General features: G+C 74.6%; 10 protein-coding genes, 4 tRNA genes and 1 other RNA gene. 6 read left to right on the top strand and 9 right to left on the bottom strand.

The window, feature by feature from the left end; genetic code table 11:
• Positions 1-54: 54 nt before the first annotated feature.
• Positions 55-142: transfer RNA gene (locus ACY0MR_RS17690), tRNA-Ser, on the bottom strand.
• Positions 143-602: 460 nt separating this feature from the next.
• Here ACY0MR_RS17690 and ffs point away from each other — a divergent pair.
• The 6 genes from ffs to ACY0MR_RS17660 all read left to right on the top strand — a co-directional run bounded on the left by ffs (position 603) and on the right by ACY0MR_RS17660 (position 9,656).
• Positions 603-701: signal recognition particle sRNA small type (gene ffs, locus ACY0MR_RS17685), an RNA gene on the top strand.
• A gap of 280 nt (positions 702-981) precedes the next feature.
• On the top strand, positions 982-3,099 hold the full coding sequence (locus tag ACY0MR_RS17680; RefSeq protein WP_473561541.1) for a DNA polymerase III subunit gamma and tau: 2,118 nt from the start codon (positions 982-984) through the stop codon (positions 3,097-3,099).
• A 61-nt stretch (positions 3,100-3,160) separates the two neighbouring features.
• On the top strand, positions 3,161-4,411 hold the full coding sequence (gene purD / locus ACY0MR_RS17675) for a phosphoribosylamine--glycine ligase (RefSeq protein ID WP_473561539.1): 1,251 nt from the start codon (positions 3,161-3,163) through the stop codon (positions 4,409-4,411).
• A 251-nt stretch (positions 4,412-4,662) separates the two neighbouring features.
• A complete protein-coding gene (locus ACY0MR_RS17670; protein ID WP_473561537.1) occupies positions 4,663-6,819 on the top strand; it encodes a M48 family metalloprotease in 2,157 nt (718 codons plus the stop codon).
• A 329-nt stretch (positions 6,820-7,148) separates the two neighbouring features.
• Positions 7,149-8,609, top strand: a complete 1,461-nt coding sequence (locus ACY0MR_RS17665) for a N,N-dimethylformamidase beta subunit family domain-containing protein (RefSeq protein WP_361856395.1) — start codon at positions 7,149-7,151, stop codon at positions 8,607-8,609.
• Between the two features lie 138 nt (positions 8,610-8,747).
• Positions 8,748-9,656, top strand: a complete 909-nt coding sequence (locus ACY0MR_RS17660) for a phosphoribosylaminoimidazolesuccinocarboxamide synthase (RefSeq protein ID WP_392866721.1) — start codon at positions 8,748-8,750, stop codon at positions 9,654-9,656.
• A 92-nt stretch (positions 9,657-9,748) separates the two neighbouring features.
• On the opposite strand, the gene ACY0MR_RS17655 is transcribed toward ACY0MR_RS17660, so the two are convergent.
• The 8 genes from ACY0MR_RS17655 to ACY0MR_RS17620 all read right to left on the bottom strand — a co-directional run bounded on the left by ACY0MR_RS17655 (position 9,749) and on the right by ACY0MR_RS17620 (position 14,872).
• Positions 9,749-9,824, bottom strand: a tRNA-Gly gene (locus tag ACY0MR_RS17655).
• Positions 9,825-9,846: 22 nt separating this feature from the next.
• Positions 9,847-10,557, bottom strand: a complete 711-nt coding sequence (locus ACY0MR_RS17650) for a response regulator (RefSeq protein WP_388801079.1) — start codon at positions 10,555-10,557, stop codon at positions 9,847-9,849.
• On the bottom strand, positions 10,554-11,972 hold the full coding sequence (locus tag ACY0MR_RS17645) for a sensor histidine kinase (protein WP_473561827.1): 1,419 nt from the start codon (positions 11,970-11,972) through the stop codon (positions 10,554-10,556). The genes ACY0MR_RS17650 and ACY0MR_RS17645 overlap by 4 nt, the downstream gene beginning before the upstream one ends.
• A 62-nt stretch (positions 11,973-12,034) precedes the next feature.
• On the bottom strand, positions 12,035-12,853 hold the full coding sequence (locus ACY0MR_RS17640) for an ABC transporter permease (RefSeq protein ID WP_404084181.1): 819 nt from the start codon (positions 12,851-12,853) through the stop codon (positions 12,035-12,037).
• A complete protein-coding gene (locus ACY0MR_RS17635) occupies positions 12,850-13,854 on the bottom strand; it encodes an ABC transporter ATP-binding protein (RefSeq protein WP_404084183.1) in 1,005 nt (334 codons plus the stop codon). The genes ACY0MR_RS17640 and ACY0MR_RS17635 overlap by 4 nt, the downstream gene beginning before the upstream one ends.
• Before the next feature lie 134 nt (positions 13,855-13,988).
• A tRNA-Gly gene (locus tag ACY0MR_RS17630) sits at positions 13,989-14,064 on the bottom strand.
• Positions 14,065-14,144: 80 nt separating this feature from the next.
• Positions 14,145-14,216 (bottom strand) — tRNA-Gly (locus tag ACY0MR_RS17625).
• A 314-nt stretch (positions 14,217-14,530) separates the two neighbouring features.
• A complete protein-coding gene (locus ACY0MR_RS17620) occupies positions 14,531-14,872 on the bottom strand; it encodes a histone-like nucleoid-structuring protein Lsr2 (protein WP_473561534.1) in 342 nt (113 codons plus the stop codon).
• Positions 14,873-14,988: the final 116 nt, after the last annotated feature.

Genomic DNA, 14,988 nt, shown 5'->3' with positions numbered 1-14,988 from the left:
GACGAAGGTCCCGACCGCAGTGCGGTCGGGACCTTCGTTTCGGCTGGTCAGCCGTGGCGGAGGATACGAGATTCGAACTCGTGAGGGGTTGCCCCCAACACGCTTTCCAAGCGTGCGCCCTAGGCCTCTAGGCGAATCCTCCGCCGCGAACATTACATGACCGAAGAGGGTGCTCGCGAACTCGATCCTGGTGGGGGCCGTGAGGGGTGCCTCCCCGCGCCTTCCATCGCCTCCGGCAGCAGCTCTCGTGCGCCTTCCGTCGACCCCGGGCGGCCGTCCTCGCCCGCCGCCCGCGGCCCGTCGCCCGCCGCCCGCCGCCCATGCGATCCCTCTCTCCCCCGAACCCTGTCCCCCTCCGACGTCTCCCGATCGCCGGCCGCGTCTCCCGTCCGCCCCTCGCCTCGCCCCGCCCGCAACAGCGGCCCCCCATCGCCGCCGCGCGTTCCCTCTTCGCCGCCCGCCCCGTCACCAGCCCCATCCCCATCCCCGGCGGCCCCGTGCCGCGACCCGTCCCCGTCTCCCGCCCCACCCGCCTCCCCAAGCCCGTTCTGCGAAGGCTCGGGGGCCGGGGCTTCGGGGGGTTCGGCATCGGGTACTCTGGGCGAAGCCCCTCACGCGGTGCTATCTGACTGAACTCCCCCAGGGCCGGAAGGCAGCAAGGGTAGGTCGGCTCTGGCAGGTGCGTGGGGGGCGCTTGCGTTCCCGGACGGGAGCGGATCACGCCCTCGACCGAAGCGGATCCTGACCTCGACCGGAGCCGACCGAGACCTCGACGTCGACCGGAGCGGATCGCGACCGCGACCTCGACCTCGACCGGAGCGGATCGCGCCCTCGCCCTCGCCCTCGACCGGAGCCCCCAGGTCCCACCCCCGTCCGGCGGCCCGGCCGCGCACCCCGGCTGCTCGTCCACCCCACCCCGCCGCTCCCGGCCCCACCCAGGCTTTTCCCGGGTTGTCGGTGGGCGCCTATAACCTCGTACCTGTGTCGTCTCTCGCGCTCTACCGCCGCTATCGCCCCGAGTCCTTCGCCGAGGTCATCGGGCAGGAGCATGTCACCGACCCGTTGCAGCAGGCCCTGCGGAACAACCGGGTCAATCACGCGTACCTGTTCAGCGGGCCCCGTGGCTGTGGCAAGACGACCAGTGCGCGGATCCTCGCGCGGTGTCTGAACTGCGAGCAGGGGCCGACGCCCACGCCCTGCGGGGAGTGCCAGTCCTGTCGTGACCTCGCGCGGAACGGGCCGGGGTCGATCGACGTCATCGAGATCGACGCCGCCTCGCACGGTGGTGTGGACGACGCCCGCGACCTGCGCGAGAAGGCCTTCTTCGGGCCCGCGTCGAGCCGGTACAAGATCTACATCATCGACGAGGCCCACATGGTCACCCCGGCGGGCTTCAACGCCCTGCTGAAGGTGGTCGAGGAGCCGCCGGAGCACCTCAAGTTCATCTTCGCGACGACCGAGCCCGAGAAGGTCATCGGGACGATCCGGTCCCGCACCCACCACTACCCCTTCCGGCTCGTCCCGCCCGGCACCCTGCGGGAGTACCTGCGCGAGGTCTGCGGCCGCGAGGGCATCCCCGTCGAGGACGGCGTGCTGCCGCTCGTGGTGCGGGCCGGCGCCGGTTCCGTGCGTGACTCGATGTCCGTGATGGACCAGCTGCTCGCCGGCGCCGCCGACGACGGTGTGACGTACGGCATGGCGACCTCCCTGCTCGGCTACACGGACGGCTCGCTGCTCGACGCGGTCGTGGAGGCCTTCGCCGCCGGTGACGGCGCCGCCGCGTTCGAGGTCGTCGACACGGTCATCGAGGGCGGCAACGACCCGCGCCGGTTCGTCGCCGACCTCCTGGAGCGGCTGCGCGACCTGGTGATCCTGGCCGCCGTGCCGGACGCCGCCGAGAAGGGGCTCATCGACGCGCCGGCCGACGTCATCGAGCGCATGCAGGCACAGGCGTCCGTGTTCGGCGCCGCCGAGCTCAGCCGGGCCGCCGACCTGGTCAACACCGGACTGACCGAGATGCGGGGCGCCACCTCGCCGCGGCTCCAGCTGGAGCTCATCTGCGCCCGCGTGCTGCTGCCCGCCGCCTTCGACGACGAGCGGTCCGTCCAGGCGCGCCTCGACCGGCTGGAGCGCGGTGCCGCATCCGGACCGGCGCCCGTCTTCACGCCCGGGGCGCCGACGCCCGCCATGGGGTACGTCCCCGGGCCCGACGCCCACACGCCGATGGCCCCGCCCCCGCCGGCCCCCGCCGTGCCGCCCGTGCCGGTACAGGCCCCCGCGCAGCCCGCACCGGCGCCCGCGCCCGCGGCGGAGCCCGTTCAGGCGCCGCCCGCCGGCCCCCGCCCGGGCGCCTGGCCCGGTGCCGGCGGCGGTGCGCCGGGTGCCTGGCCCGGTGCGTCCGCGCCCGCCGTGCCCGCCGCCCCCGCGCCCGTGCACGCGCAGCCCGCGCCGTCGGCCCCGGCCCCCGCCGCGTCGGGCGGCGGTGGCGGTGACACGGCGCAGGTGCGGAACCTGTGGCCGCAGATCCTGGACGCCGTGAAGAACCGGCGCCGCTTCACCTGGATCCTGCTCAGCCAGAACGCGCAGGTCGCGGGCTTCGACGGGACGACACTCCAGCTCGGCTTCCTCAACGCGGGAGCCCGCGACAACTTCGCGAGCAGCGGCAGCGAGGACGTCCTGAAGCAGGCCCTCGCCGAGCAGTTCAACGTGAACTGGAAGATCGAGGCGATCATCGACCCCTCCGGCGGCTCCGCCCCGCCGCCCGCCGCCACCGGCTTCGGCGGGTCGGGCGGCACCGGGGGCTTCGGCCGCCCGCAGGCGCCCGCCGCCCCGGCGCCCTCCTTCCAGCAGGCCCCGCCGCCCGCCCCCGCGCCGTCGGCGCCGTCCTCGTCCTCGTTCCCGTCGGCGCAGGCCTCGGCGCCCGCCCCGGCGCAGCCGCCCGCGCCCGCGTACACGCCGCCCGCGCCGCAGTCCGTTGCGCCCGAGGACGACATGCCGGAGGAGGACGACCCGGACCTCGTCGACTCCGCGCTCTCCGGGCACGACCTGATCGTGCGCGAGCTCGGGGCCACGGTTGTGGAGGAATACACGAACGAGTAGGGGCGTCTCGTTCAGTGGCCCGCACAAGGGGCATCCCGGTCCTCGGGCTACCCTGACTGGCGTGAAGGTCCTCGTCATCGGCGGCGGCGCCCGCGAACACGCCCTGTGCCGCTCTCTCTCCCTCGATCCCGACGTCACCGCTCTGCACTGCGCGCCCGGCAACGCCGGAATCGCGGAGGTCGCCGAGCTGCACCCCGTCGACCAGCTGGACGGCGAAGCCGTCGCGCGCCTCGCCACCGAGCTCGGCGCCGGCCTGGTCGTCGTCGGCCCGGAGGCTCCGCTCGTCGCCGGCGTCGCCGACGCCGTCCGCGCAGCCGGCATCCCCGCCTTCGGCCCCTCCCGGGAGGCGGCGGAGCTGGAGGGCTCCAAGGCGTTCGCCAAGGACGTCATGGCCGGCGCCGGGGTGCCGACCGCCCGCAGCTACGTCTGCACGACCCCGGAGGAGATCGACGAGGCGCTCGACGCCTTCGGCGCCCCGTACGTCGTGAAGGACGACGGCCTCGCCGCCGGAAAGGGCGTGGTCGTCACCGACGACCTGGCCCAGGCCCGGGCCCACGCGCTCGCGTGCGACCGCGTGGTCATCGAGGAGTTCCTCGACGGCCCCGAGGTCTCCCTCTTCGCCATCACCGACGGCACCACCGTCCTCCCGCTCCAGCCCGCGCAGGACTTCAAGCGCGCGCTCGACGACGACGAGGGCCCGAACACCGGCGGCATGGGCGCCTACTCGCCGCTGCCCTGGGCCGACCCCAAGCTGGTCGAGGAGGTCCTCGGGACTGTCCTCCAGCCGACGGTCGACGAGCTGCGTCGCCGCGGCACCCCCTTCTCCGGCCTGCTGTACGCGGGTCTGGCGATCACCGGCCGCGGCGTCCGCGTCATCGAGTTCAACGCCCGCTTCGGCGACCCCGAGACCCAGGTCGTGCTGGCCCGGCTCCGCACCCCGCTGGCCGGCGTGCTGCTGAACTCCGCCAACGGCACCCTGGACGACCAGGCCCCGCTGAACTGGAGCGACGAGGCCGCGGTCACCGTGGTCGTCGCCTCGCACAACTACCCGGAGACCCCGCGCACGGGCGACCCGATCGAGGGCCTCGACGAGGTCGCCGAGAAGGACGCCCCGCACGCGTACGTGCTCCACGCCGGTACGAAGCGGGACGGTGACGCGGTCGTCAGCGCGGGCGGCCGCGTCCTTTCGGTCACCGCGACCGGAACGGACCTGGCCCAGGCCCGCGAGCGCGCCTACGCGGCGGTCGGGCGTATCCGCCTTGACGGCTCCCAGCACCGCACGGACATCGCGCGGAAGGCCTCGGAGGCCTGACGGGACCGCTGTCCTCTCGCGCGGCCGTGCGGTGGATCGTACGGCCGCGCGAAATCCATCACCTTTGCCCAAAGCCATACCTTCGAGTGACGACTGAGCCATCCGGATGACTCCCGCCGAAGCCCCAACTAGGGTGCGGCGAAGGCGTTCCGGCACTTGGCCCACCGGCATTGCGATGTCAGTGACGGGTGCCACAGTGGGGGAGTGAGCAACACCGCCACAGGCAGTCCCGACACGGGCAGGAGGGGGTGATGAACGGCGTGACCGGTACCGGCTCCGTTGTCGGCGAGGAGTGGGGAGCGCGCGCCGCGCGCTCCCGGGCCCTCGCCGTCCTCCGGGTCCGCGGCAGGGCGCTGGGCCTCGCGGTCCTGCCCGCCGCCGTGGCCGTCGTCCTGTACGCGGGCGGGGCCACCGGCCACTTCACCGGCTCCGGCTGGGACGCGGCCCGCTGGGTGGTGACCGTCCTCGCGGTCGTCGTCCTCCTCGCGGCCACCGCCGTGGCCCTCGTCGTCGCGCGGGCCCGCCCGGCCGCCACGCCGACGGTGGAGCTCTCCGAGACCGCCGCGCCCGACCTCTACCGGCTCGTCCGCGACCTGGCCGACCGGCTCGACGTCCCGGCGCCGGCGGCGATAGCCCTGACCCCGGACTGCGACAGCTGGCTGGAGGACCGCACCCACCGGGCCCACCGCGCGCTGCGCACCCCGAGCGGTGACGGGGACGGCGAGGGCGCCCCCGTCCTCGTCATAGGCTCCCCCTTCCTGTGGTGGATGCGGGTCGGCGAGCTGCGGGCGGTCCTCGCCCCCGTCGTCGCCGGCACCGGCCCCGCCGCGCACCCGGACATAGCCGCGGCCCGCCGGTTCGTCCGCGGCCTCGACGCCGCCGTGGCCGTGCCCACGACGCCCGGTCTCGACCCGGTCCGCCGACTCGGCGCGCACGGCGTCGGCCGGATCGCCCGGGTCCTCCTGCGCGCCTGTCGCGGGCACGCCGCCGAGATGGAGCGCGGGGTCGCCGCCGCCGGCTCGGAGCGCGCCCAGGCCGTGGACTACGGGGTGCGGATCGTCGCCCAGGAGCAGGTCGGCCTGGCGTACGCGGGCTGGGACCGACTCCTGACCCGGGTCGCGCTGCCCGCCTGGCGGATGGGCCGCTGGCCCGCCAAGCTCGACGCCGGCGTGGTCTCCGCCCTGACCGAGCTCTCCCGCCGCGACCGGCTCGCGGACGGCTTCTCGTCCCGGCTCGGCGAGCGGCCCGCCTGCGACCTCCTGGAGGAGCCCGGCGCCGTCGACGAGGCCACCTCGCTGCTCGCCGCCCGTCTCTTCCACGGCGGCCCGGCCGCACCCGGCCCCGACTGGTCCCCGGTGGAGTGGAGCCAGTATCCGGAGGAGGTCGTCGACCGGAAGTGGCGTACCGACGCGGCCAGGCTGCACCAGGTCCTCGACGGGCTCGGCCGGGCGGACTCCGGCGCCGCCGGCGCGGACGGCCAGGGCGTGGCCGAGGGCCCGACCCTGACCCGGGTGATCGCCCACCTCGCCACGGAACCCGCGAAGCCGGCCGACGCGGCCCCGGACGGCACGGGCCCCGAGGCACACCCGCTCGCTCCCGGCCGCACTCCCGATGGCACACCCTCCGAAGCCCCGGCCCGCACCGCCGCCGACACCGACACCGCCGTCCGCTCGGCTGCCCCGGGAGCCGCCCTCGCCCCGGACGCCGATGCCCCGGACGCCGATGCCGAGGACGCCGTACGGCGAGAAGCCGTACCGGGAGGGACTGAACCGCGAGAGGCCGCCGGCGACCCCGCCACGGCCCCCGCCCCCGACGCCGCCCCGGCCCCCGCCACGGCCTTCGGCCCCGACGCCGGCGACGCCGACCCCGCCGCCGATCTCGACCTGGCCGGGGACCTCGATCCGGACACGGTCCTCGACGAGGACGACGAAGACGACGAGGACGACGAGGTCTTCAACCCCGCCGCCGAGGCGCTCGCCGGGGCACTCAGCGCGCTCCTGGCGCGCGAGGAGGCGGCCCGCGAGGCGCGGGTGGCCGCGACGGCCCGGTCGGCGGAGGCGGCGGCCCGCGCCGGGAAGGACGACCGGCACCCCGGCACCGCACTCCCCGTCGCGGTCAGCGGCCCGGACGGCCCGCTGCCGCTCTTCCCGCTCCAGCCGCCCCGCTCGGGCCGCGACCTGCTCGCCGACCACGTCACCGCGATGGTCTGCTGCGCGGCCGTGGACACCGCCGAGGCGGCCCCGGGACTCGACTGGCTCGACGGCCCGGCGCTCCTGGTCGGCGGCGTGCGGGCGGTGGACCTCGGTCCCCGGGTGCTCGCGCTCGTCGAGGACGGCGACCCGGAGCCGCTGAGGGACTGGCTGGCTCGGACCGGGGTGCGCCCCGAGAAGCCCGTACGGCTGGTCTGAGGCCTCCGGGGGAGCCCCGGAGGCGGCCCGGACGCACCACCGGAGCGCCCGCGTTTCGGAGCCCCGGCTTCCACTCTCGCCAATTCACGACGAACGGTGACGGAGTGCGTGCGTTATGTGATGTGCTGGAGACCGCCACTGACAGAGGCACGAACCAGAGGCCACGGCCAGGTGTCCGAAAGCGGGCGCCCGGTGCACGGCCCGAACCGAGGTCCCGACCGAGGGCCTCCAGCGGGCGCCCCACCGGGCGCCTGGACCAGAGGCACGAGCCGGCGCGAGCACACGGGCACTGACCAGCCGACCCGGGGGAGTCGAGGGAGGGGCGCAGCATGGGGGCGGATCAGATCAGGCGGTGGGAGTCGGGTGCGCTGGCGCACGCCGTCACGGACCCCTTCGGCCAGGGCCCGCTGCCCTGGCTGCGCGGTTCCGAGAACTACTTCGACGACACCGGGCAGATGGTCCCCTGGTACGCGGACGAGATCCTGGCCCGGGGCGGCAGCGGCGGCCCGCGCACGGCCGACGACGTTCGCCGCCAGATCAAGGGGTTCGCCTCCGACGGGGCCGTGGCGCCCGGCGAGTCGATCGACTTCCACGTCACGGTGGACCCGCCGCAGCAGTTCTCGGTCGACATCTACCGGATCGGCCACTACGGCGGCGACGGCGCCGCGAAGATCACCACGAGCCCGCGGCTCTCCGGGATCGTCCAGCCGGCGCCGCTGACCGCCGACCGCACGGTCTCCTGCCACCACTGGTGGCAGTCCTGGCGGCTGCAGGTGCCGTCCTACTGGTCGATCGGCGCGTACGTCGCCGTGCTCACCACCGCCGACGGCTACCGCTCGCACATCCCGTTCACGGTCCGCGACGACCATCCGGCCGATCTGCTGCTGGTCCTCCCGGACGTGACGTGGCAGGCGTACAACCTCTATCCGGAGGACGGGCACACCGGCGCCAGCCTCTACCACGCGTGGGACGAGGAGGGCCGGCTGCTCGGCGAGCAGGACGCGGCCGTCACCGTCTCCTTCGACCGGCCGTACGCGGGCGCGGGACTGCCGCTCCACGTCGGGCACGCGTACGACTTCATCCGCTGGGCCGAGCGCTACGGGTACGACCTGGCGTACGCCGAGACCCGCGACCTGCACGCGGGCCGGGTCGATCCGGGCCGGTACCGGGGGCTGGTCTTCCCGGGGCACGACGAGTACTGGTCGGTGCCGATGCGCAGGACCGTCGAGCAGGCCCGCGACCACGGCACGTCGCTGGTCTTCCTCTCCGCCAACACCATGTACTGGCAGGTGGAGCTGGGCCCCTCGCCGTCCGGGGTGCCGGACCGGCTCCTGACCTGCCGCAAGCGCCGCGGCCCGGGCCGCCCCGCGCTCTGGCGCGAGGTCGACCGGCCCGAGCAGCAGCTCCTCGGCATCCAGTACGCGGGCCGGGTGCCCGAACCGCACCCGCTCGTCGTGCGGAACGCCGAGCACTGGCTCTGGGACGCGACCGGCGCCGGGGACGGCGACGAGCTCCCCGGCCTGGTCGCGGGCGAGGCCGACCGCTACTTCCCGCGTACGGCGCTGCCCGAGCACGAGGGCCGCATGCTGCTCGCCCACTCGCCGTACCGCGACGGCGAGGGGGCGCTGCGCCACCAGGAGACGAGTCTGTACCGCGCGCCGTCGGGCGCCTGGGTCTTCGCCTCGGGCACCTTCGCCTGGTCGCCGGCGCTCGACCGGCCCGGCCACGTCGACGCCCGCGTCCAGCGCGCCACCGCGAACCTCCTCGACCGGATCTGCAAGAGGGACTGAGCGGGCCTGCGAGCGACCGGGCGGGCCTGGCCGGGACCGAGAGCGACTGAGCGGGGGGTCACACGGCCCGGCGGCCGGGGCCGCCCGGATGTGCGAGAGAATCGGACACGCTCCTGGATCAACCTACGCGGAGGAACCGTGTCCGGATTCGTAGAAAAGCCCGAGCCCGTCCAGGTCCCGGGCCTCACCCATCTCCACACGGGCAAGGTGCGCGACCTGTACCGGAACGAGGACGGGGACCTCGTGATGGTGGCGAGCGACCGCATGTCCGCGTACGACTGGGTGCTGCCCACCGAGATCCCCGACAAGGGCCGGGTCCTCACCCGGCTCTCGCTCTGGTGGTTCGACCGGCTCGCCGACCTCGTCCCGCACCACGTGATCTCGACCGAGGTGCCGGCCGGGGCCCCCGCCGACTGGGCGGGCCGCACCACGGTCTGCACGTCGCTGAACATGGTCCCGGTCGAGTGCGTCGCCCGCGGCTACCTCACCGGCTCCGGCCTCCGGGAGTACGACGAGTCCCGTACGGTCTGCGGTCTCGCGCTGCCCGAGGGCCTCGCCGACGGATCCGAGCTGCCCGCCCCGATCTTCACCCCGGCCACCAAGGCCGCGGTGGGCGACCACGACGAGAACGTGTCGTACGAGGAGGTCGTCCGCCAGGTCGGCGCCGAGACGGCCGCGGCGCTGCGCCGGACGACCCTCGACGTGTACGGCCGGGCCCGGGACATCGCCCGCGAGCGCGGGATCATCCTCGCGGACACCAAGTTCGAGTTCGGCTTCGACGGCGGGACCCTCGTCCTCGGCGACGAGGTCCTCACCCCGGACTCCTCCCGCTTCTGGCCGGCGGACCAGTGGAAGCCGGGCCGCGCCCAGCCGTCGTACGACAAGCAGTTCGTCCGGGACTGGCTGACATCCCCGGCGTCCGGCTGGGACCGCCGGAGCGAGCAGCCCCCGCCGCCGCTCCCGCAGGAGATCGTGGACGCGACGCGCGCCAAGTACCTGGAGGCGTACGAGCTGCTGACCGGCGAGCCCTGGTCCGACAGCTTCTGATGCCCCGGCCCCGGCCCCCCGGCACACATGCCGGGGGGCCGGGCCTCGGGACACGAGAAAGCCCCCGGTCGATTCGACCGGGGGCTTCTTCGTGGAGCGGACGACGAGATTCGAACTCGCGACCCTCACCTTGGCAAGGTGATGCTCTACCAACTGAGCCACGTCCGCATGCGCCGTAGCGCGGAGCCAACTATACCCAACCTTTCGCCTGCGCGAGACGCGCTGCCGCATGACGGTTCTCCGCACCGAGTTTCGCGGCGGCGGAGGAGAGGTAGTTGCGGACGGTCCCGGGGGAGAGCGAGGCGCGGCGGGCGATCTCCGCGACGGGGGCGCCGTCGGCGGAGAGTTCGAGCACCTCGGCCTCCCGCGCGGTCAGCGGGGAGTCTCCCGAGGCGATGGCGTCGGCCGCCAACTCCGGGTCCACGTAACGGTTTCCGGCGTGCACGGAGCGGATGATCTCGGCGAGGCGCCGGGCGCTGACGGTCTTGGGGACGAAGCCGCGGACACCGGCGGAGAGGGCCCGCTTGAGGTGCCCGGGACGGCCGTGACCGGTCACGATCATGGTGCGGCAGTCGGGCAGTTCGTCCCGCAGGGCTGTGGCGACCCTCACACCGTCCGCTCCCGGCATCTGCAGATCGAGCACGGCGACGTCGGGCCGATGGGCGCGGGCCATGGCGAGCGCCTCGGGCCCGGTGGCGGCCTCGGCGACGACGACGAGGTCGTCCTCCAGGCCGAGCAGCGCGGCCACCGCTCCGCGGATCAGATGCTCGTCGTCGGCGAGCAGCACGCGCACCCGCGGGGGTACGGGTACGGGACCGGTGGCGTCTCCGGCGGCGGGCCCGGGGGCGTCGGTGCCGCGCTCCTCGGGCAGGGGTACGGGTCCGTGCTCGGCCGCGGTCATCGCCGCGCCTCCGCCCGGGCCACTGGAATCCGGGCCGTCACGAGGAACGTGCCGTCGGCGCCCGGTCCGGCGTCGAGTGTCCCGCCGACCGCCGCGAGCCGTTCCCGCAGCCCGACGAGCCCGGTCCCGGCACCCGCGTCCGCGTCCGGACCCGCGTCCGCGTCCGGACCCGCGTCCGCGTCCGGACCCGCACCCGTGTCCGTACCCGTCCCGGCACCCGTACCCGCACCCGTGCCCGTCCCGGCACCCGTCCCCGCGCTCGTGCCCGTCCCCGTCCCCGTGCCCGCACCCGTCCCCTCACCCCCGCCCGTACCGGTTCCCGTCACCGTCTCCCCTTCCGTCCCGTTCCGCGTCCGCGCCCCGTCGTTCTCCACCGTCAGCAGCACCGCGCCGCCCTCCTCCCGCACGGCGATGGCGCAGCGCCGTGCGTCCCCGTGCCGCAGGACGTTCGTCGTGGTCTCCCGGACCACCCAGCCCAGCGCCGCCCGGACCTCGGCGGGCAGGTCGAGCGCGGGCCCCGGGGAGTCGACGGCGCAGTCGATCCCCGCGGCGTCGAGCACGCCCCGCGCGCCCTCCAGCTCGACCCGCAGATCCGCCTCGCGGTAGCCGCGTACGACATCGCGCACCTCGCGCTGGGACTCCCGCGCGATGCGCTGCACCTCGATCATCTGGTCGACGGCCTCCGGGCGTTCGCGGCGCGCGAGCTGGACGGCGAGTTCGCTCTTGAGGGCGATCACGGACAGGTTCCTGCCGAGGATGTCGTGCAGGTCGCGGCCGAAGCGCAGCCGTTCCTCGGCGACCGCGAGCCGGGCCTGGACGTCGCGGGCCTCGCGCAGCTCGAAGACGACGCCGAGCACCCAGAGCGAGAGGCGGACGGTGACGGCGAGCCAGCCGGTGAGGAAGACGACGGTGACGACGGCCGCCAGGCTCCGGCCCGGGCTCAGGCCGGTGAGCGGTACGAGGAGCAGGAGCACCCCGGCGAGCAGGAGCTGGTGGAGGGCGACGAAGCGGAGGCGGTGGAGCAGGCAGTGGCCGGCGAGGAAGGGCACGAGGGCCGCGGCGAGCATCCCGGGCAGCAGTTCGGCCAGGTCGGTGGCGGTCGCCGCGAGGAGCACGGCCCCGGTGGTCGCCGCGGCCGCGCCGGCCGCGGGCAGCACCTCCCGCGGCGGGAGGACGGTTCCGGGCCTGAGGTAGGCGTCCATGGCGCGGCGCAGCAGGCGGTGGCAGAGGACGCCGTTGGCGAGGTCGAGCAGCGGGGCGACGACGACCAGGAGGAGCGGGGCCTCGTGGCGGATCGGCCGGATCAGGAGCAGGAGGCCGAGGACGAGGACCGCGGCCCAGAGCAGCATGTAGGCGGTGACGCGGGTGTAGAGGTCGACCTTGGACAGGCCGCTCCGGCCGCTCCAGCTCTTCACGGGCCGTTTCACGGGCGCGGGTCCGTCCTCTCGTCCTCGGTCGGTACTCGGTGGCGGCTGTCTCAGCGCCGGGGCTCCCAGCGGAACCACCGCTGGACAGCAAACACCGAGAGGGCGATCCAGGCCACCGTGGTCGCGGTCGCGCCCAGCAGGTCGCCGGGGTCCGCGCCGCCGGTCCAGCCGGCCCGTACGAGCGTCATCATCCCGGTCACCGGCAGCAGTTCGCAGGCGGCCGCGATGCCGTCGGGGAGCATCCGGAGGGGGACGAAGAGCCCGGAGCCGAGGGAGGAGACCAGGACCAGCGGCAGCGCGGTGAGCTGGGCGCTCTCGGGGGTGCGGGTGACGGCGGAGGTGGCGGCGGCGAGGCCGGTGAGCAGGACGAGACCGAGGAGCACGCCGGCGAGGAGCAGTTCGGGATCGGCGGGTGCGGGGAGGCCGAGGGCGGCGGTCCCGCCGGCGGTGAGGACGGCGCTCTGGACGAGGGCGAGCACGGCGGCCGGCAGTGCGATGCCGGTGAGGATCTCGGGGTCGGTCGGTTCGCCGGTGCGCAGCCGCTTGAGGACGAGGGTCTCGCGGCGGGCGACGAAGGCGGCGACGAGGTTGCTGTAGACGCCGATGAGGAGGGCCATGCCGACGGCGCCGCTGACGGCGACCTCGGCGATGCTCGTGCCGGCCTTGCCGAGGTCGACGCTCTCCAGGGAGCTGCGGACCGCTCCCACGGTGAGGAGGGGGACGAGGAGGGCGCCGAAGAGGGCGGTGCGGTTGCGGACGAGGAGGGTGAGCTCGGCCCGTCCGAGCGCGCCGAGCCGTCCGAGGGCGACGAGCCGTCCGGGTGCGGGCCGGGCCGGGGTGGTGGTGCGGTTCTGGGCGGGGGAGCTCATCGGGCGGTCTCCGGTTCCGGGGTGGGGGCGTCGGTCACGGTCTCCGCGGCGGCGGCGATGTCGAGGAAGGCCTCTTCGAGGGAGGCGGAGCGGGCGTCGAGCCCGTCGAGCCGTACGCCCTCCTCCTGGGCCCAGCCGAGCAGCGCGGCGAGGTCGTCCTGGAGCGACGCGGTGCGGATCTCGACCCGTCCCGCGTCCTCGGCGGCCCGCAGGCGCAGGGGGAGCCGGGCGGCGGGGACGCCGGCGGGGAGGGTGAAGCGGATGCGGGCCGGCCGGGCGGCGGTGACCTGGGCCGGGGTGCCGGAGAGCACGATCCGGCCGCGGTGCATGATCGCGAGCCGGTCGGCGAGGGTCTCGGCCTCCTCCAGGTAGTGGGTGGTGAGCAGGACGGTGGTGCCGGCGTCGCGGAGGGCGCGGACGAGTTCCCAGGTGTCGCGGCGTCCCTCGGCGTCGAGGCCGGTGGTGGGTTCGTCGAGGAAGAGGACCTCGGGCCGGCCCAGGAGGGCGAGGGCGAGGTCGAGCCGGCGTCGTTCGCCGCCGGACAGCTGCTTGACCCGTACGCCCTCGCGGCCGCCGAGTCCGGTGGCGCCGAGTGCTTCGGCGGCGGGGCGGGCGTGGGTGGTGCAGCCCGCCCACATGCGTACGGTCTCGGCCACGGTCAGTTCGGAGGGGAAGCCGCCTTCCTGGAGCATCACGCCGATCCGGGGGCGGACGGCGGCCCGTTCGCGGTGGGGGTCGTGGCCGAGGACGCGGGCGGTGCCGGCGCTCGGGGCGGCGAGGCCTTCGAGGAGTTCGACGGTGGAGGTCTTCCCGGCTCCGTTGGTGCCGAGGAGGGCGAAGATCTCGCCGCGCCGGACGGTGAAGGAGATGCCGCGGACGGCCTCGAAGCCGCCGGAGTAGCCGCGGCGGAGGCCTTCCGCCTCGATCGCGGGCCCGTCGGAGACCGAGGAGGTCGCGGGGATCGCGGGGTGCGGGCCGATCGCGGGTGTCGCGTTGCTCATGTGTCCAGGTTTCCGGCGGCGCGGGCCGTCCGGCAGTGCGCGCTGTCACCACCCGCTTCTGACAAATGTCATGGGGCGGGGGGACGGTGAGGACACGTCGAAGGCCCCGGTTCGATGAACCGGGGCCTTCGATCTGGAGCGGACGACGAGATTCGAACTCGCGACCCTCACCTTGGCAAGGTGATGCTCTACCAACTGAGCCACGTCCGCATTGCTGCCGCTCAGCTCTCACTGGGCGGTGCGAGCACCACTCTACCCGATGCACCGGAGTGCTCGGTCTTGCGATGCAGAGCGGGTGACAGGAATTGCACACTGCGCCTTCCCCCTGGAAGGGGGCTGTTCTGCTACTGAACTACACCCGCACGCTGCGTGGGGTTCGGCTTTTCGGCCTTGCCCCTCGGCGTGTTCCAGACTCTAGCGGATCATCGGGGGGGCAATGCAAATCGGTTCCGCCCGGCCGCGTCGGCGGGGCGGGCGGGCCGCCGGTCGGCGCCCCGGTCCGAGGCCCTCCCTCACGGTCCGTGCCGTGAGCTGAGCCGCGGCCGTCCCCCGCGGTCGGCGCCTCGATCCGTGCCCCGGTCCGTGTCCCGGTCCGTCGTGGCCGGTCCCGCGGCTCGACCTCACGGCTTGACCTCACGGATCGACCTCGCGTTCGGCCCCGAGTCCCGCCCGCTGCTCAGCTCGCGGCGCGGAAGGCCTCGTAGACCCGCTTGGGGATCCGGCCGCGGGCCGGCACCTCCATCTTGTTGGACTGCGCCCAGGCGCGGACCGCCGCCGGGTCGGGAGCCAGGGAGGTGCGCGTGTACGACTCCAGGGAGGCGCTCCGGCCGGTCGCGGCCTTCGCCGGCAGCTTGCGGCCGGCGGCGAGGTACGGGGCGAGTGCCCTGCGGAGTTTCTTTGCATTGGCAGCATTCAGGTCGATCTCGTACATCTTCCCGTCGAGGCCGAACGCGACCGTTTCGGCCGCTTCTCCGCCGTCCATGTCGTCGGAGATTGTGACCACCACACGCTGAGCCACGGATATCGGTCCTTTCCTGCGGCCGGTGCCGCAGTGGAGGCGCTTGTGGCGCCCCTGACGTGCGGCGATGCCGACCTTACGGCTGTGCCGCGACAATGCTGATTCTTTCTCGATTC

Source organism: Streptomyces sp. JN8 (genome assembly GCF_055808075.1).
The sequence above is the reverse complement of the archived record's forward strand: the minus strand, read 5'-3'. Positions and strand labels throughout refer to the sequence as shown.